We start from the raw sequence: 16,245 nt of genomic DNA on the forward strand, positions 1-16,245 counted from the left end.
CACGGGCTCGCTCGGACCCCATCGCTCTGTGTTTTCCAGCCAGCTCTCCCGCCGCGCCGGATCACCCGTAGGTGCCGGCAAGGGATCGGTCACCATGGAGAAGTCCCCTCTGTGCGGGGGAAGGCAAGGGGAGGTGGCGAGCAGTATCCGGATGGTGACGGAGCCCACCTCCGCGAGGCGAAGGCACGTTTCCCTCGTCGGGTCCACGCCACGGCCGTGGCCGCATTTCCCGGGGATCCGAGGACCTGCACGTACAACCCGCAGTTCTCCGCGAAAATCCAGTCGGCAACCAGAACCCCGATTCGGGGGAGCCGTGACGGGCCGGCGCCGAAGTCACGTCCAGCTCGACAACCTGGCGGACGGATGTCCAGTTCTGGAAATCACCCTTTGGAATCCAGCCAGGTGACGGCCGACCACGGGAAGGACCCGGTCAGCCGGATTCTTGAGGTCGATCCTCAGAACAGGACGGATGTCCCACTGTGTGGGTGGCGGCTCAGTGATCCGGATGGTGTTCCAAGTGGCCATGCACCAGAGGAACGACGGCCGCTCCCTCGCCAGCGGCCGAGGCCACCCGCTTCATCGACCCGGCGCGAGTGTCGCCCACGGCGAAGACCCCGGGAAGGCTCGTCTCCAGGGCGGCCGGGGGACGCCCGTCGTGCCAAGCCCAGCGTGGGGTGTCGGCGCCGGTGAGGATGAAGCCGCGCTCGTCCAGCGCAATGGCGGGCGGCAGCCACCCGTTGTGGGTCTGGGCGCCGATCAGCAGGAACAGCCCATCGGCCGGGATCCGCTCGCGAACGTCGTCCAGCATCGAGGCCACCGTCACCCACTCCAGCCTGCCGTCGCCGCCACCGTCGACGATGGCGGCATTGCCACGCACCAGGATCCGAGGGTTGGCCTCGATCTCGTCGATCAGGTAGCGGCTCATGGTTTCCGCCAGCCCTGCCCGACGCACCACCAGGGTGACGGTCTCCGCAAACCGGGCCAGGTGCATAGCGGCCTGGCCAGCGGAATTCCCGCCGCCCACCACCACCGCATGCTGCCCCGCCAGGTCTCCGGCGGCGGTGGTCACGGCGCCGTAGTGCACGCCCCGGCCCACCCGATCCTCGATGGACTCCACGCCCAGCCGCCGATAGCTCACTCCGGTGGCCAGGACCACGGTGCGGCCCGTCAGGGTGCCGCCATCGGTGCGCAACACGAAGCGGTCCCCGGTTGAAGTGAGGCCGGTGGCTGGCCAACCCGTCCAGAAGCGGGTGCCGAAGCGCACGGCCTGCGCTCGGGCCCGCTGCGCCAGCCGTACCCCGGAGATGCCGCGGGGGAAGCCCAGATAGTTCCGGATCATCGACGAGGTGCCGGCCTGCCCGCCCACCGCCTCGGCCTCAAGCACATGGGTGGTGAGCCCCTCCGAGGAGGCGTACACGCTGGCCGCAAGCCCGGCCGGGCCGGCGCCGATGATCAGCACGTCGGCACATTCGTCGGCCTCGATCTGGTCCGGGCGGCCATAGAAGCGCCCGGCCACCTCCCGCACGCTGGCCGGTGAGAACGGTTCCCCGAACTGCGGGGCGAAGACCATCGGCAGGCGACGCTCGGCCGGATCCACCAGAGCCATCAGCTCGCGCCCCTTGTCGGAATCAGGTCGCACGGTCTTCCACGGCATTCCCACCCGGTGGAAGTAGTCGTGCAGCGCCAGCCCCAGCGGGTCCCGGGCCGCGGCGACGATCACCACATTGGCCACTACGGGTCCGCCCACCATGTGGCCCCAATCGCTGAGCATCTCGGTCACCGCGGTGTGGAATTCCTCATCGCGCACGCCCCGGGGCAACAGCAGGGAGGCGTCGAAGACATTGCGCGCCAAGTCCGTGCGTAGGGCGACGGCGTCCTGCGTGAACCGATCCCAGGGGATCACCACCAGCCGTCGGGCATTGGGCAGCATGGCGCGCCACTGCTCGAAGGCGTCGCTTACTTCCGCGTCGGGCAGCCGGGAGTCCGAGACCAGCAGCGCCACCCGGCCCTGCTCGCGTTCGATCGAGCGGATGAGCTGGCAGGCATCCTCGCAGTCGCGGGCGGTGCGCAGCGCGTAGTCCCGGGCGTAGCGCCCGAACTCGTCGGCCAGGAAGTCGGCATGCTCGGGGCTGACGAGCAGGATGTAGGGCTTGGCGGGGATCACGGGCGCTCCCATCCAGGAGGGTGTGGGCCCAGCGTAATCCTCGGTCGGGTGTCCAATTCTGGGAATCGACCTCCGGAATCCTGCCGGCCGGTGGGTCTAGGTGGGAGCCGACCGAACCGGGGAAATCTCGGGGTGTCTTTCCAGAATTGGACGCCCGACCCAATCCATGGGGGCGCCTCACCGGGAATAGTGCGGTCGTCCCGACGTTGTGCTGGGAGCACGGCATCTCACGAACAGGTCGCCCCAGCAGGAGGAATCATGACCAAGATCACCGTCATTGGCGCCCACGGCAAGGTGGCGCTGTTGGCGCTGCCGCCGCTTGTCCAGGCAGAAAACCAGGTGGACGGGATCATCCGGAACCCCCACCATGCGCCAGACATCGCCCAGACCGGGGCCACCCCCGTCGTCGCCGATGTGGAGCACATGAGCACCCAGGAGCTGACCGACCTGCTGCGCGGCAGCGACGCCATCGTCTGGTCCGCCGGCGCCGGCGGGGGGAACCCGCAGCGAACCTACGCGGTGGACCGGGATGCCGCCATCCGCAGCATGCAGGCCGCCGAGGCTGCCGGGGTGAAGCGGTACGTGATGGTCTCCTACTTCGGCGCCGGCCCGGACCATGGGATCAGCCCGGAGAACTCCTTCTTTGCCTACGCCGAGGCCAAGTCCGCCGCCGACGAGCACCTGATGCAGACCCAGCTGGACTGGACGGTGCTGCGGCCCAGCAAGCTCACCCTGGCCGAGCCCACCGGCCGGATCGACACCGCCGCCCAGGTCGCCGGTGAGGTCTCCCGGGCCAATGTCGCCCGGGTGATTGCCGCGGTGGTGGCGGAGCCGGGCACCATCGGGAAGGTGATCGCCTTCAACGACGGCGAGACCCCGGTGCAGCAGGCCATCACCGCCTGAACACCCCCCCCACACACACAGGTGGAGCGGCGGGCAGGGCGGCTGCGGGATGATGGGGTCATGCCCCAGGAGCGCTATCCGGTGCCGCCGGAACCGCCGGTCTACCGGCGCGCGCCCGGCAAGGTCTCCGCGCGGCGCACCTTCGCGGTCTTCGAGCTCCTCTCGGCCGCCTTCGTCGTGGTGGCCCTGGCCCTGGCCTTCTGGCTGGCGGCGATCCTGCTGACCAGCGGATTTCGTGGCCACACGGTGCGTTTCCTCCACCTCCTGCTGTTCTGGGGGGTCACCGCCTATCTGGCCCTGCCCCGCGTGCACCAGTTGTTCACGCTGCTCTACCTGCCGGACTACTTCATCGGCCGCACCCGCACGTCCGACGGGGTACTGGGTGACCCGATCAACCTGGCCTTCGACGGCAATGAGCACGACGTGCACGCCGTGATGCGGGCCGCCGGCTGGACCCGGGCCGACGACCTCTCGGTGCGCTCGGCCTGGGGGATGATCCACTCGTCGGTGCTGCGTCGCTCCTATCCGGCGGCCCCGGTGTCCGGTCTGTTCCTGTTTGGCCGACGGCAGGATTTCGCCTACCAGCAGGAGGTCGACGGGAATCCGGCGCGCCGCCACCACGTGCGTTTCTGGCGCACCCCGCCCGGCTGGTTGCTGCCCGGCGGTCACGCGGCACAGTGGCTGGCGGCCGCCACCTATGACCGGGCTGTGGGCTTTTCCATGTTCACCTGGCAGATCACGCACAAGATCGACGAGGACATCGACATCGAGCGGGACTACCTGATCGACACCATCCGGTATGCGGATCCGGCCAGCCGGGTGGAGGTGATCCACGGTTTCTCGACGGCCTACCACCACCGCAACGGCGGGGGAGACCGGGTGCGCACCGACGGTGACCTGCCCGTCGTGGACGTCACGGAGGCGCTGATGCGGGTGGCGCCGGAGAAGATCTCGGCCCGGGTCTACCCCTATCCGGGTTTCGCGCGGCACGGGGTGCCCCCGGCGGCGCTGTGGATCACCGGGGTCCTGGTGGCCGGCCGCGCCCTGATGGTGGCCGGCGCCTGGCTGTTCGCGTGGCTGCGCGGCGCCGCCGGCCCCTTGCTGGGCGAGACCCTCGGCGACCTGCGGTTCTCCGCCGTCTGGGCGTTGGCGGCCGTGGTGTTGTGGTGGTTCATCATCGCCCGCAAGCGGATCGCCTGGGTGCTGCTGATGCTGGTGGCCGTGATCGACGCGGTCTACCTGCTGGCCGACGTCACTGCAAACACCGCCTCTCTGGGCAGCCTGCTGGCTGCGGGTCTGGCCGTGTTGACGGTGCTGGCGGTCAGCGCCTCGCCGGTGCGGGACTGGGTCTCCCGGGGCCGCCGTGAACCCAAGGTCACCATTCCAGAGACCCACTGGCGCCAGCGCCTCGACCAGCCGCGATGAGCCCCAGGCCGCTCGACGTGCGAGCATGGCGGCATGCATTGGATCATCCTGGTGCTCTCCGGCCTGTTCGAGGCCGTCTGGGCCACCGCCCTGGACCGGATCTCCGGCCTCAGTCGCCCCGTGCCCATCGTGGTCTTCCTGGCGGCCATGGCCATTTCCATGGCCGGTCTGGCCTTCGGCATGCGGGAGATTCCCGTCGGCACCGCCTATGCCGTGTGGGTGGGGATCGGGGCGACGGCCACCGTCGCGTGGGCGATGCTCACCGGCAATGAGCCCGTCAGTGTGGTGAAACTGCTTCTGGTGGGCGGAATCGTTGGCTGCGTGATCGGGCTGAAGCTGGTCAGCGGCGTCGACGCCCATTGATTGGGCGGGCGTCGGCGCCACGACGTATCGTGGGGGCTGAGGGGGATCGACAGACGCGAGCGGCCGGGGCGCGTCCGCTGGACGCAACCCTGGAGACGCGATGACACCCCTTGAACCGCCGCGCGACGGCAGTCCCGCCGCGCCCCCGCCACGGCCGAGCGATGCCCCCAACCTGGTCACCGCCGGCGGCTGGGCCTTCCTGCTGACCGCCTTCATCTCCCGGCTGCCGTCGTCGATGGTCCAACTGGGCTACCTGATGGTGCTCAACCAGGATGGGCGCGGGTTGGGGGTCGGTGGGTTGGCGGTGGCCGCGGTGGGGCTCGGCAGCGCCGTCGGGGCCCCGGTGGTGGGGCGGCTGGTGGATCGGTTCGGTCCGCTGCGGGTGGTGGCCGGCGCGACCATGGTCTCGTTGCTGGGCCAGGTCTGGTTCCTGACCGGGTTGATCCAGCATGCGGTCTCGGCCCAGTTGCTGGCCGCCGCGGCGGTGGTGGGAGCCGCCAATCCACAGATCGGTCCGATTGCCCGGAGCCACTGGTCCCATTTGGCCGCCCGGCTGGGCCAACCGCGGCTGGTGTCCAAGGCGCTGGGCTATGAGGGCGCGGTGGATGAGATCGGGTTCGTGATCGGGCCGGTGCTGGCCAGCGTGCTGGTGAGCTGGCTCGGTGCCTCCCCGGCCGCCTTGGCCATGATGGCGATGACGCTGGTGCTGCAGGGCGTCTTCGTCGCCCACCTGTTCTCCGCGCGTTCCCGCTGGCGCACCTCGACGGGTGCCGCCCCCGGCGCCTCGGGCCACAGCCGGGCCGGTCTGGCGGTGCTCTGGCCGATGCTGGCCTGTCTGGGCGTCGGCATCCTCTTCGGCGCGACGCAGACCACCCTGACCGCCCTGTTCGCAGCCCGGTCGATGCCGGGCGTGACCGGTCTGGTCTATGGCTGCGTCGGCGTGGGCAGCGGCGTGGCGAGCCTGCTCATCGGGCACCTCTCCCCGCGATTCCCGGTCTGGCTACGCGTCCTGTCCGGTGCTCTGGCCATGGTGTCCGGTGCCGGCCTGATGATGCTGCTGCCCGGGGCCTGGCTGGCGTCGGTGGTGGCCGTGCTGCTGGGGGTCGGCGCCGGGGTGAGTCTGGTCAGTTCCTTCGGCTGGATGGAGCGCATTGCACCGCGGGACCGAGTGGCCACCATGATGACGATGCTGGCCACCTGCCTCACCTTGGGGGTCAGTGGTGGCGCCGCAGCGGCGGGCCAGCTGGTCAGCAGTCCGGCGCACGGGATGTGGCCGGTGCTGGGCTCGGGACTGTTGGCCGGGCTGGCGGCCGTCGGGATGCGTCGCGGCTCCTGATCAGGCCTCGTCGGGGCGGGCCTGGCGCGCCCAGGTTCGTGGCCTCTCCACCGTGGGGACGGCGCGGGTGAGGCCCACCATGTCCCGGTGGTCGACTGCTGTCTGGTTGCGGGTGGTGCCGGCCCAGTCCTGTTCGTCGCGGATCACGGTGGTGCGGGTGGCGAAGAAGTAGGACTCACGGGGGGAACGGTCAATGGTCATGCGAAACTCCTCGGGGCACGGCGGGGCCGGCCCTGCTCGTCGTTGGGATTGGTGTGGTGGCGCCACGCTGGGGGGCGACGAGGAGACCACTGATGGTCTGACCACATAGGTGAAAGCGCCCCGGTGGCCGGAATATTCCCAACCCGAACTGGGCGGATCAGGCCCGGGAAGCCTCCGAGTCCCCGACGAACTCGCCCAGCCACCCCAGGAGGGGCCGCAGCTCATCCCACCCGTCGTTGACATAGTCGGCGGCCTCCGGGGTGTGCATCCACTCCGGCTCGCCCAGGTTCAGCTGGGCCGCGATCGTCTTGTGCCGCAGCAATTCCAGCCGAGGCGCATCCGCCGCGACGCCCCGCGGCCGGGTGGCCAACTTCTCCCCGCGCACCTCATAGCCGGCGTCGGTCAGTTCCCGCAGGATCTCCTCCAGCTGCACCCCGGTGGCGTCATTGGCGACAGCCGAGCGATAGCGCGCCAGCTGGTCCCCGGCCATGAAGTAGCTGCCGCCGGCGATGAGGTAACCCGTCGCGTCGCACTGCAGGTACCAGCCAGCGTGGGTCATGCTGCGCACGTACAGCCCCTGATGTCTCTTGTAGGGCGACTTGTCATGGCTGAACCGCACGTCGCGGTTGGGACGGTAGACCTTGGGCTCCCCGAAGGCCGGGGCCACCGCCTCGCCCAGCGCGACGAAGGGTTCCTTGACCAGTTCCTGGTAGCGGGTCCTGTTGGCCTGCCACCACTCGCGGGTGTTGTTCACCTCCAGCTCCCGGTAGAAGTCGACGGCGCCCTGCGGGATCCCCTGGAAGTCTGCGGCCATGGGTTCAGCCTATGTTCCGGCCCGACGTGGGGCGGCTGCTGGTGCAAGGATCGGGGCATGGTGTTCTCCGCTCCCGTCCTGGCCCTGGTGCTGGTGGCCGTCTTCGTCGGTGCCGTGCTGCAGCGCCTGTCGGGCACGGGCATGGGGCTGGTGCTGGCGCCGATCCTGGCCGTGGTGCTGGGCGCTGGCACGGGCGTGCTGGTGGCCAATGCCACCACCACCGTCTCCGCGCTGATGATGCTGGTGGCACTGTGGCGCGACGTGGAATGGCGCCGCGCCCTGCTGATCTGCGGCTTCGCGGTGCCCGGAGCGGTGGTGGGCGGATTCGTGGTGCGGGCCACCCCCGCCGCGTGGCTGCAGGTGATTGTCGGCGGTGTGGTGATGCTGGCGATCCTGGTGACCGTGCTGGCCAGCGCCCTGGTCCGCATGCCGCGGGTACGCGCGCCATGGATCACGCCGCTGGCGGGATTCCTGGGTGGGATCTTCAACACCACGGCGGGGGTGTCGGCGCCGGTGATGGTGGTGCATTCGCGGCTGGTGCGCTGGGAGCAGAAGGCCTTCGCCGCCTCCATGCAACCGGTCTTTGCCGCCATGGGTTTCTTCTCCGTGCTGGTGAAGTCCCTGATGGCGGCGGCCGACACCGCCCTGCCGCCGTGGTGGCTACTGCCGGTGGTGGTGGTCACCGTGGTCCTGGGAATTCAGGCCGGGGGATGGGCGGCCCGCCGGGTCAGCTCGGCCCAGGCCCGCACCGTGGCGATCACCCTGGCCGGGCTGGGCGGCCTGAGCGCCCTGGTCCGCGGCGTGCTGGCCCTGGTCTGACCTGCGAGCTCCCGTCACTGGAGTCCCCTGGCCGGGTGGCCGCTCGGGATTGTTCTTCCCGCGTCGGATGTATCCGTCGCGGGATGATGAAACCCGAGCGCCAGCGGAGGCCGGCTGGTCCCGCCCCGGGCGGGGCGCCGGTGCCTGCCGCGTGGCTTCTTGTGTGGTCGACGAGCACGCTCCGGCCGCTCGTTGTGTCGGTGTGCTGTGGCGGCGTCCTCGTGGATGGGTCAGAGGCGTAGCCAAGCCAGGCTGAAGTCGTCGTGTTGCTTGATGGCCCGGCTGCGCAGCTTCGCGGCCGCGGCCCGCTCAGCCTCACGGGTCAGCCGGTGGACCTCGCCGGCTGAGCCCTCCAGCACCAGGCTGGCCAGCCCCGCCAGGTCAAGCACGCCGAGGCTCTGGTGCCCCCGGGTGGCGCCATCGCTGGCCGCGATCACCCCACTCAGCTCGGCCAACGGGTGGGATCCGGTGAGGGCCTGCCGGGCGGCCTCGGGATCGTGCTGGCAACACCAGAAACCGCCCGGCCGGTTGCGGGCCCGGCCCATCACCGCAGCCCGGGCGGCTCGAATCTCGTCCGGGCTGGTCAGGCCGCCCTCCGCTGGCCCCACCAGGGTCCCGAGCCGGTCATCGGTCACCTCCAGGGTTCGGCCGTCGGCCAACCGCAGAATGATGGAGGCATCACACAGCACCAGGTATTCCAGCCGATCGCCGGTGATCCGGAAGGCGGCCACGGTGGCGCTGGGGGAGCCCGCTGCCAGGTCGCACTCCTCATGCCGGTCGGCAACCTGCCGCAGCGCCGTCGCCAGGGCAGCGGTCATTTCCACCTCACGGTTGGCGAGCAGGCCCCGCATCCTGCTGGCCAGCTCCCGGGAATACCACTGGACACTGTGTTGGCACCCGGCGCGCTGGTCCTTGGGCAGTCCGGCGCCGTCCACCACCACACCGACCCCGGGGCCCACCGCAATCGTGTCCTCATTGGCCTCTGCCGACCCGGCGGCCCGAGTGAAGGTCTCGATCTGCTCCATGGCCGCCAGTCTTGCAGCCGGCCAGAGCGCCCCCGGAACTGGATCGAGTGTCCACTTCTGGGAATTGACCACCAGATTCGGGCCGGCTGAGGATGCCCCGCTCCGGGAAGCCCACGGGACCGAATCGTGAGGTCATTTTTCAGAACTGACCATGTGGCAAGCTGGGGGTATGGACTCCCGTCGCTCGCACCGGCCCCTTCACCGGGCCAGCCCAACATGAGGCGCTACCCCGCTCTCGCCGGCTCCGCCATGCTGTGGGGCCTGCAGTTCGCCTTTCTTGCCCCGGCGCTGGCGCTGCTGCTGGTGAACCTCTACGGCGCGTCGATGCGGGATGTCGGGTGGGTGATCTCGGCCTACCAAGGTGCCGCTTTCGTGACCCAGCTCGTGGTTCCCCACTGGGCCGACCGGCGTCGGGACTACCTGCTGCCCATGCTTGGTGCGGGCGTGTGCACCATCGCCCTGGCCGTGGCCCTGTGGTTTGCCACCTCCCTGCCGCTGGCCTTGGTCGCGTTGCTGATCCTGGGAGCCCCCGCGGGCGTGGGCGGCGCCATGCTGTTTGCGGAGCTGAAGCACTCCGGCGCCCGGGTGCACGAGGTCACCAGCATTCGCGCCGTGTTCTCCTTCGCCTGGATGATCGGCCCGCCCGTGGCCACGCTGGTGATCGGGGCCTTCGGCAGTCGCGCCCTGCTGGTGGCGATCGCGCTGGTGGCCCTGGCCAACCTGGGCATGACAGGCTTCCTGATCCACGCCCGCAAGAATCGTGGCCCCGGCCAGGACGGCAGGTCGGAGCCCACCCGGGCGGCACCGCCCAGACTGCCGGTGGCCCTCGCCCTGGCCGCCTTCGTGCTCACCGGCGCCACCAATGCCGTCGCCGTCTCCGTGCTCACGCTCTTCGTCACGCAAGACCTGGCCGCCGCCCCGATCTGGGCCGGGATCAGCCTGGGCCTGTGTGCCACGCTGGAGATCCCGGCGATGGTCTTCTTCGGGCGGCTCAGCCTGCGGCACTCCAAGTTCTCTATGGTGGTGGCGGGCGGAGCCCTGGCGCTGGTCTACTACCTGGGCCTGATCCTGACCGGTTCCCCGGCGGTGCTCCTGTTGCTGCAGCTGCCCAATGCCCTCTTCATCGCCCTCACCGAGGCCATCGGCTTGGCCTGGATGCAAGAGGTCATTCCCGCGCCCGGAATGGCGTCGGGGTTGTTCATGAACACCCGTCGGGTGGGTTCGGTGCTCAGTGGGATGCTGATTTCCTTGGGCGCGACGGGCACGTTCGGGGTGGCCAGCGTCTTCGTCGTGTGCGCCGTGCTGGCCGCCGTCGCCCTGGCGCTGCTGCTGGCCGCCGGCCGCCTGCTCAGGGCCGCGTGAGCAACCCGTCGATCTGGTTGATGGCCGAGGTTGCTCCCTGGATCACGCCCATGTCCAGCACCTGCTGCAGGCCCTCGGCACTGGGGAAAGTGCTGGTGTAGGTGGCGCGGGTGCCGCCCTCGATGGGTTCGAACCGGAACTCATTCTCGCTGGCCGGCAGCTCCGGATCGGGCCGGAAGTCCTCGTCGGCAAAGCCGTCCAGCAGCCGGATCCGCGTGGGTTGCTCCACCTCCAGGATGTCCCAGTAGCCACAGTACTTCTGGCCGTCGGGGCCGGTCATGAAGTAGTTCATCCGGCCGCCGGGCGTCAGGTCGTGGGCGGGGAAGGTGGCCGGCATGTCCTGGGGCCCCCAGATCTGCTCCAACTGGCGTGGGTCGGCGTAGACCTGCCAGATGCGCTCGACGGGCGCCGCGAACTCGGCGGTGATGGTCAGGGTGCGGGCTGCCAGGTCCGGCCGGGCATCGACGACAGGCATGGTGTCTCCTTTGAGTGGTGCGTAGCGGGTTGTTCACCCCGACAATGGCATGCCCGACGCGGCAACCTTTGTCCGTTCGTGCGGAACCTCACCCACGGTGCTGGTTAAGGTCGAGACATGAGCGATCCGATCCGCGTGCACCAGTACGGAAACCCCAGCAGGCCCACCCTGGTGCTGGTCCACGGGGTCACCGACGCCGGCACCACCTGGCCCGACGCCGTCACGCACTGGGAGCGGGACTGGCACCTGCTGTCGGTCAGCCTGCGTGGGCACGGGGAATCACCCCGCTTCCCGGCGGCGCGCTATGGCCAGATGATGCAGACCCTGACCGATGACCTGGTCACGGTCCTCGACGGGTTGCCGGAGCCGCCCGTCGTGGTGGGGCATTCGCTGGGTGGGCGCACCGCGGTGCTGGCCGCCCTGGAGCGCCCCGAGCTGGTGAAGGCCCTGGTGCTGGAGGATCCGGCGCTGGCCGACACCACCCCCGAGCGGCGTCGCGAGACCCAGTTGTGGGTGGTGGGCGTGCGCGGCTTCGCCGCCCGGCGCGAGCAGGAGGTGGCCAGGCAGCTGGCCGCCGGCTGGTCCGCCACGGAGACCCAGGCCTGGGCCGATTCCAAGGAGCAGATGGACCTTGACATGATGGCCAACCTGGACTTCGGGCCGATGGACCAGGATGCCGTGCTCAACCAGCTCACCGTGCCCGCGCTGGTGCTGGCCCCGCGCGACAGCGAGCTGGTGCCGGCCGATGGTGTCGTGACCAATCCGCTGGTCCGGGTGCAGCGCCTGGACGGGGTGGGGCACTGTGTGCGACGCGATGGCCCCCAGGCCTACTTCCGGCTGGTCGACGCCTTCCTGGCCAGCCTCTGACTCCTACTTCAGTGCTGACCGGGCCTTCCACTGCTCCCAGGTGAGATCCCATTCGGTCCACCCGTTGCCGGCCTCTAGCGTGCGCTCCGAGCCGGTGAAGACCACCGGATCCCCGATCTGGGCGGTGGTGTAGAGCGAGTACATCTGTTCCTCGTCCATGCCCACGCAACCATGCGACGCATTGCGCACCCCGAAGTTGCCGGCATTCCACGGCGCGGAGTGGATGAACTCGCCCGACTTGGTGACTCGCAGCGCGAAGGCGACCTTCAGGTCATAGCCCTCGGCCGAGTCCCGGGCGATCCCCGTCGTCTCCGAGTTCATGGTGATGTTCTCGGCCTTCTCCATCACCACCTTGGTCCCGGAGCGGGTGGTGAACCCGGGCTTGCCGGCGGTCATCGGCCAGGTGCCCACCACTTTTCCGTCGCGCTTCCAGGTGATGGTGTGCTTGGCGATGTCCACCTGACCGGCCTGGTCCTTGCCGATCTGCAGCTTGAGGGTCCGGTTGAGCTGGCCGTAGCGGCCGTCGCCGGCATTGACGCCGTTCAGGTTGGCGTTGAGCGTGACCTTGGTGCCGGGCTTCCAGTGGACGCGGGGGCGCCAGTGCACGGTCTTGTCGTCGAACCACCCCCAGGAGCCCTCCTGCGCGGGGACGGAGGTGACGTGCATGTTCCGCTCGAACTCGGCCTTGTTCTTCACCGGCGCGTCGAAGTGGATCACGACCGGCTGCGCCACCCCATAGGGGCCGTTGATGACGGGCTCCAGGGTGGGGAAGACCTCCTGGGACCGGACCACCGAGGCGGTCCGGAAGCTCACCGTCCGCGTGGCGGCCTTTCCGGCGTCGGAGGTGCCCCGGGCAGTCACGGTGTAGCGCGCGTCGGGGTCCAGCCGGGAGCTGGCGGTCCAAACCCCCTGGCCGTTCACCGTGCCGGTGATCTGCACCGCATTCCTGCCTGATGCGGTGGACTCGACGGTGACCTGGTCCACCCGACCGGAGGTGGGGGTGACGGTGAGCAATGTGTCGACGGGCACCTCGCTGGCCTCGTCCTTGACATTGGCGGTCAGGGCAAACGGACGCGGCGTGGTGGGGCTGGGTGATGCGCTCGGGCTGGCGGCGGCTGTGCTGGCCTGCGCGGTGGAGGGAGCGGACGCAGGCGAGGCCGACGTCGCGGCCACCGGGCTCTCGGCGGGATCCGGATCTGCTGTCGCCCCGCACGCGGCCAGCAGCAGTGCCCCGCCCACGGCCAGGGCCGCCATCACTTTGGTCATTGTCGTCTCCTCCACGGCTATCCCGAGGCTGTCACAAGCCGCCGACATTTTTTGCCGACGGCGGGTCCGGTCCGGCGCTGGTCAGCCGTCCGGCATGCCGGTTGGCAGTCAATCTTCAGCCACACAACCGAATCTGGCTCGCCACCCCGGCAGGATGGGGGCCATGGCGGAACAGGTGAGGGCAGAGATTTCCGACGGCATCGCGCAGATCGTGCTGTGTGCGCCGCAGAGTGGAAACCAGATCGACGTGGACTTCGTGGGCTCCTTGCACCGGGTGCTGGACGTGGTGGAGCCCGACGAGACGGTGCGGGCCGTGCTGATCCGTGCCGAGGGTGAGCACTTCTCCTATGGCGGCAACATGCGCGCCTTCCACGCATGCCTGGATGACCTCCCCGCCGCGATCATGGCCCTGTTCGAGGGCTTCAATCCCATGCTGGAGCGGGTGGAGGCGCTGCCGGTTCCCGTCGTGGCGCAGGTGCAGGGCTGGTGCGTCGGCGGAGCCCTGGGGATGGCGGCGCTCGCCGACATCCTGGTGGCCGGCGAGGGGGCGCGTTTCCGGGCCTCCTTCCCGGGGCTCGGGATCTCCAATGCGGCGGGTTCGACAGTTTCCTTCTCCGCCCGGATGGGAGTGCAGGCGGCCAAACGCTTCTGCCTGCTGAACGAGCCGATGGATGCCCTGCAGGCGAAGGAATCCGGGCTGGTGGACATGGTGCTTCCCGACGCCGATCTGGATCGGGAGGCGTTGGCGCTGGCCACCTGGCTCGCGGCCGGCCCGACCCTGTCCTACCGCGGCATGCGACGAAATTTCGGGCGTTACGCGGGGATGGCCTATGGCGAGGTGCTCCGGATGGAGGCCGAATCCCTGCGGGTGTGCTCCGAGTCCGCCGACGTGGCCGAGGCGGTGCGGGCCTTCATCGAGAAGCGCCGCCCGACGATGACGGGCCAGTAGCCCCTCCCCGCAAGCCCCAAGAAGCCAGGTCACGTGTCCAATTCTGGAAATCGACCTCAAGTTCTTCCGGGAACCGTCTGGCTCTGCGGGGCGCGGACGGGCGGCTGGATTCTGGAGGTCGATTTCCAGAATTGGACGCCCGTGCCAGTCCTTGACGCGGATCAGCGGGCCGGGCCGTGGCAGGCTGAGCTCATGGCCGAGGACTTCGACGCGCTGCGCGAGCGCTACCGCACCTTCATTGCCGAGCGGGACTGGGGTCAGTTCCATGACCCGAAGTCGCTGCTTCTCGCGCTGGTGGGTGAGGTGGGGGAGCTGGCCGAGCTCTTTCAGTGGACCCCGGCCGACGAGGCGAAGGCCACCTGCAGCCACGGCGAACGGCAGCAACGCGCCGGGGAGCAGATGTCCGACGTGCTGATCTACCTGCTCGCCCTGGCCGATTCCCTCGGGATCGACCTGATGGAGGCGGCGCATCACAAGCTCACGGCCGCGGAGGATCGATTCCCCGTCGAGCAGGTGAAGGGTCGAGCGCTGCTGAAGCCCTGAGTTCCTGCTCCCACAGCCCGAGCGTCCGGGAGGTGGCAGGCTTGGGCCATGGACATCGCAGTCATCGGATCAAACATGGTGGATCTGATCACCTACATCACCCGGATGCCCCAGCTGGGCGAGACGCTGGCGGGCAGCGACTTCCAGCTGGGCTGCGGCGGCAAGGGCGCCAACCAGGCCATCGCGGCCAGCCGGCTGGGCTCGTCGGTGCTGATGCTGACCCGGGTGGGCGACGACAGCTTCGCCGAGATGCAGGTCAGGAATTTCGAGCAGAACGGGATCGACACCCGCTTCGTGCTCCCCACCCGGGCCTCATCCGGGGTGGCGCCGATCTTCGTCGACGAGCAGGCCCGCAACTCCATCGTGATCGTGAAGGGGGCAAATGACCTGCTCAGCCCGGCCGACATCGATGCCGCGTGGGAACAGATCAGCGGATGCCGGCTGATCGTGCTGCAGCTGGAAGTGCCGCTGGAGACCGTCTACCACGCGATTGACCTGGGCCGGGAGCATGGAATCCCCGTGCTGCTGAACCCCGCGCCGGCCACCCCGGAGCTGGACCTTGCTCGGATCGCGACGGTTGACTACTTCGTCCCCAACGAGTCCGAGCTGGCGCTGCTCACCGGCCGGCCAGTCGAGAGCGTGCAGCAGGTGGAGGCGGCGGTCGAGGAGCTGGTGGCCACGGGGATGCGCAATGTGATTGTCACGCTGGGCGAGCGCGGGGTGCTCTGGGCCGCCGACGGGCGCACCGAGCTGATCGAGGCGACGCCGGTGCAGGCCGTGGACAGCACCGGTGCCGGGGATGCGTTCATCGGCTGCTTCAGCCATGCGCTGGTCTCCGGCCAGGACGTGCAGACGGCGCTGCGGCTGGCCAATGCCTACGCGGCCGACTCGGTGACCAGGCGGGGGACGCAGGCGTCGTATGCCACGGCGGAGGAGTTCGCGGCCAGCCGAACTGTCGGCTGACCAGCCCTCGTGATCCCTGCGGCTGCCAAGCTGGGCGCATGACTCACAGTGCGCGAGATGTGATTCCCGTGGTCTCCTGTGTGGTGCTGGCGGTTGCTGGTTGCCAGCCGTCCTCCGGTGGCCCGGACGTGCCTGCTCCCAGCCCGTCGTCGAGCGCCGACCCGTCGGTGCCGGCCAGCCCCAGCGCCTCGTCCAGTAGCCAGCCCCACACGACGCCGCAGGCCAGTTCCTCGTCGATGCCGGTGGCCTCCAGCCCGGCCAGTTCCGCGCCAGCCAGTGCGACGTCGACTCCGTCAGCGACCTCGCTGGCCAAGGGTCCGCAGAAGCAGTCCCTGGGGATGGGGCAGACCGCCAGGCTGGCGCACTTCGACGTGACCCTGCTGCGCCACGAGTTCGGCAAGGACGGCATCAGCGTCGGCTGGAAGGTGCGCACCTGCTACACCAAGGCGCATCCCCAGCAGAATGCCGACGGCACCACCCGGGTGAGCACGGACCCGTGGTCCGTGCAGGTGATCGACGGCGAGGGCGGCACGCACTCCGTATGGGCCAAGATCAGCGAATTCCCCGCCGACAAGGGCTGGGAGCCGCCCTACCCGCAGGGCACAATCAAGCTCGGCAGCTGCGCCGAGGGCTGGATTGCGGTCCGGCACGAGAATCCGGACCTGCAGTTCCAAGCGCTTCGTTACCAGCCGTCGGACTTTGGCGACGTGGTCACCTGGTCGACGCGCTGAGGGGCGAGCAACCGGGCTGTGGACTCAGTGGCCCGGTGG

18 protein-coding genes are annotated in these 16,245 nt (G+C 69.5%); 11 read left to right on the forward strand and 7 right to left on the reverse strand.

Annotated elements, in window-relative coordinates; translation table 11 throughout:
* Positions 1-493: 493 nt before the first annotated feature.
* Complete coding sequence (locus tag AAEX60_RS01860; protein ID WP_342100719.1) at positions 494-2,164, reverse strand: FAD-dependent oxidoreductase; 1,671 nt, start codon at positions 2,162-2,164, stop codon at positions 494-496.
* A gap of 258 nt (positions 2,165-2,422) precedes the next feature.
* Here AAEX60_RS01860 and AAEX60_RS01865 point away from each other — a divergent pair, with 258 nt between their 5' ends.
* The 4 genes from AAEX60_RS01865 (at position 2,423) to AAEX60_RS01880 (ending at position 6,191) form a co-directional block, all read left to right on the forward strand.
* Complete coding sequence (locus tag AAEX60_RS01865; RefSeq protein WP_342100721.1) at positions 2,423-3,067, forward strand: NAD(P)H-binding protein; 645 nt, start codon at positions 2,423-2,425, stop codon at positions 3,065-3,067.
* Positions 3,068-3,127: 60 nt separating this feature from the next.
* Positions 3,128-4,492: an LssY C-terminal domain-containing protein gene (locus AAEX60_RS01870; protein WP_342100723.1), complete on the forward strand. Its 1,365-nt coding sequence runs from the start codon at positions 3,128-3,130 to the stop codon at positions 4,490-4,492.
* Between the two features lie 33 nt (positions 4,493-4,525).
* A complete protein-coding gene (locus tag AAEX60_RS01875) occupies positions 4,526-4,855 on the forward strand; it encodes a DMT family transporter (protein WP_342100725.1) in 330 nt (109 codons plus the stop codon).
* 100 nt (positions 4,856-4,955) lie between these two features.
* Positions 4,956-6,191, forward strand: a complete 1,236-nt coding sequence (locus tag AAEX60_RS01880) for an MFS transporter (protein ID WP_342100726.1) — start codon at positions 4,956-4,958, stop codon at positions 6,189-6,191.
* Here the strand turns inward: AAEX60_RS01880 and AAEX60_RS01885 are convergent, their stop codons facing one another.
* Both AAEX60_RS01885 and AAEX60_RS01890 read right to left on the reverse strand, forming a co-directional pair.
* Positions 6,192-6,392, reverse strand: coding sequence for a hypothetical protein (locus tag AAEX60_RS01885; RefSeq protein ID WP_342100727.1), 201 nt, complete (start codon positions 6,390-6,392; stop codon positions 6,192-6,194).
* Positions 6,393-6,549: 157 nt separating this feature from the next.
* Positions 6,550-7,206: a DUF2461 domain-containing protein gene (locus AAEX60_RS01890; protein ID WP_342100728.1), complete on the reverse strand. Its 657-nt coding sequence runs from the start codon at positions 7,204-7,206 to the stop codon at positions 6,550-6,552.
* A gap of 57 nt (positions 7,207-7,263) precedes the next feature.
* Between AAEX60_RS01890 and AAEX60_RS01895 the strand changes: the two genes are divergently transcribed.
* Positions 7,264-8,025, forward strand: a complete 762-nt coding sequence (locus AAEX60_RS01895; protein ID WP_342100729.1) for a sulfite exporter TauE/SafE family protein — start codon at positions 7,264-7,266, stop codon at positions 8,023-8,025.
* Positions 8,026-8,255: 230 nt separating this feature from the next.
* Here the strand turns inward: AAEX60_RS01895 and AAEX60_RS01900 are convergent, their stop codons facing one another.
* The gene (locus tag AAEX60_RS01900) at positions 8,256-9,050 is read right to left on the reverse strand and encodes a protein phosphatase 2C domain-containing protein (protein ID WP_342100731.1); all 795 of its coding nucleotides are present in this window, start codon (positions 9,048-9,050) and stop codon (positions 8,256-8,258) included.
* Between the two features lie 216 nt (positions 9,051-9,266).
* Here AAEX60_RS01900 and AAEX60_RS01905 point away from each other — a divergent pair, with 216 nt between their 5' ends.
* Positions 9,267-10,412, forward strand: coding sequence for an MFS transporter (locus AAEX60_RS01905; RefSeq protein WP_342100733.1), 1,146 nt, complete (start codon positions 9,267-9,269; stop codon positions 10,410-10,412).
* Here AAEX60_RS01905 and AAEX60_RS01910 read toward each other — a convergent pair.
* On the reverse strand, positions 10,399-10,887 hold the full coding sequence (locus tag AAEX60_RS01910; protein WP_342100736.1) for an SRPBCC family protein: 489 nt from the start codon (positions 10,885-10,887) through the stop codon (positions 10,399-10,401). The two genes, AAEX60_RS01905 and AAEX60_RS01910, sit on opposite strands and share 14 nt — an antisense overlap.
* Before the next feature lie 117 nt (positions 10,888-11,004).
* Between AAEX60_RS01910 and AAEX60_RS01915 the strand changes: the two genes are divergently transcribed.
* Positions 11,005-11,754: an alpha/beta fold hydrolase gene (locus AAEX60_RS01915; protein WP_342100738.1), complete on the forward strand. Its 750-nt coding sequence runs from the start codon at positions 11,005-11,007 to the stop codon at positions 11,752-11,754.
* Between the two features lie 3 nt (positions 11,755-11,757).
* On the opposite strand, the gene AAEX60_RS01920 is transcribed toward AAEX60_RS01915, so the two are convergent.
* Positions 11,758-13,020, reverse strand: a complete 1,263-nt coding sequence (locus AAEX60_RS01920) for a L,D-transpeptidase (RefSeq protein ID WP_342100740.1) — start codon at positions 13,018-13,020, stop codon at positions 11,758-11,760.
* A 163-nt stretch (positions 13,021-13,183) separates the two neighbouring features.
* Here AAEX60_RS01920 and AAEX60_RS01925 point away from each other — a divergent pair, with 163 nt between their 5' ends.
* The 3 genes from AAEX60_RS01925 to rbsK all read left to right on the forward strand — a co-directional run bounded on the left by AAEX60_RS01925 (position 13,184) and on the right by rbsK (position 15,475).
* Positions 13,184-13,969, forward strand: coding sequence for an enoyl-CoA hydratase/isomerase family protein (locus AAEX60_RS01925; RefSeq protein WP_342100742.1), 786 nt, complete (start codon positions 13,184-13,186; stop codon positions 13,967-13,969).
* Between the two features lie 141 nt (positions 13,970-14,110).
* Complete coding sequence (locus AAEX60_RS01930) at positions 14,111-14,512, forward strand: nucleotide pyrophosphohydrolase (RefSeq protein WP_342100744.1); 402 nt, start codon at positions 14,111-14,113, stop codon at positions 14,510-14,512.
* A gap of 48 nt (positions 14,513-14,560) precedes the next feature.
* Complete coding sequence (gene rbsK, locus AAEX60_RS01935) at positions 14,561-15,475, forward strand: ribokinase (protein WP_342100745.1); 915 nt, start codon at positions 14,561-14,563, stop codon at positions 15,473-15,475.
* Positions 15,476-15,518: 43 nt separating this feature from the next.
* Here rbsK and AAEX60_RS01940 read toward each other — a convergent pair whose 3' ends face one another.
* The gene (locus AAEX60_RS01940) at positions 15,519-15,788 is read right to left on the reverse strand and encodes a hypothetical protein (RefSeq protein ID WP_342100748.1); all 270 of its coding nucleotides are present in this window, start codon (positions 15,786-15,788) and stop codon (positions 15,519-15,521) included.
* A gap of 25 nt (positions 15,789-15,813) precedes the next feature.
* On the opposite strand from AAEX60_RS01940, the gene AAEX60_RS01945 reads away from it, so the two are divergent.
* Positions 15,814-16,206, forward strand: a complete 393-nt coding sequence (locus tag AAEX60_RS01945; protein ID WP_342100751.1) for a hypothetical protein — start codon at positions 15,814-15,816, stop codon at positions 16,204-16,206.
* Positions 16,207-16,245: the final 39 nt, after the last annotated feature.

The sequence above is a fragment of the Luteococcus sp. H101 genome, from assembly GCF_038433155.1.
GTDB lineage: Bacteria > Actinomycetota > Actinomycetes > Propionibacteriales > Propionibacteriaceae > Luteococcus.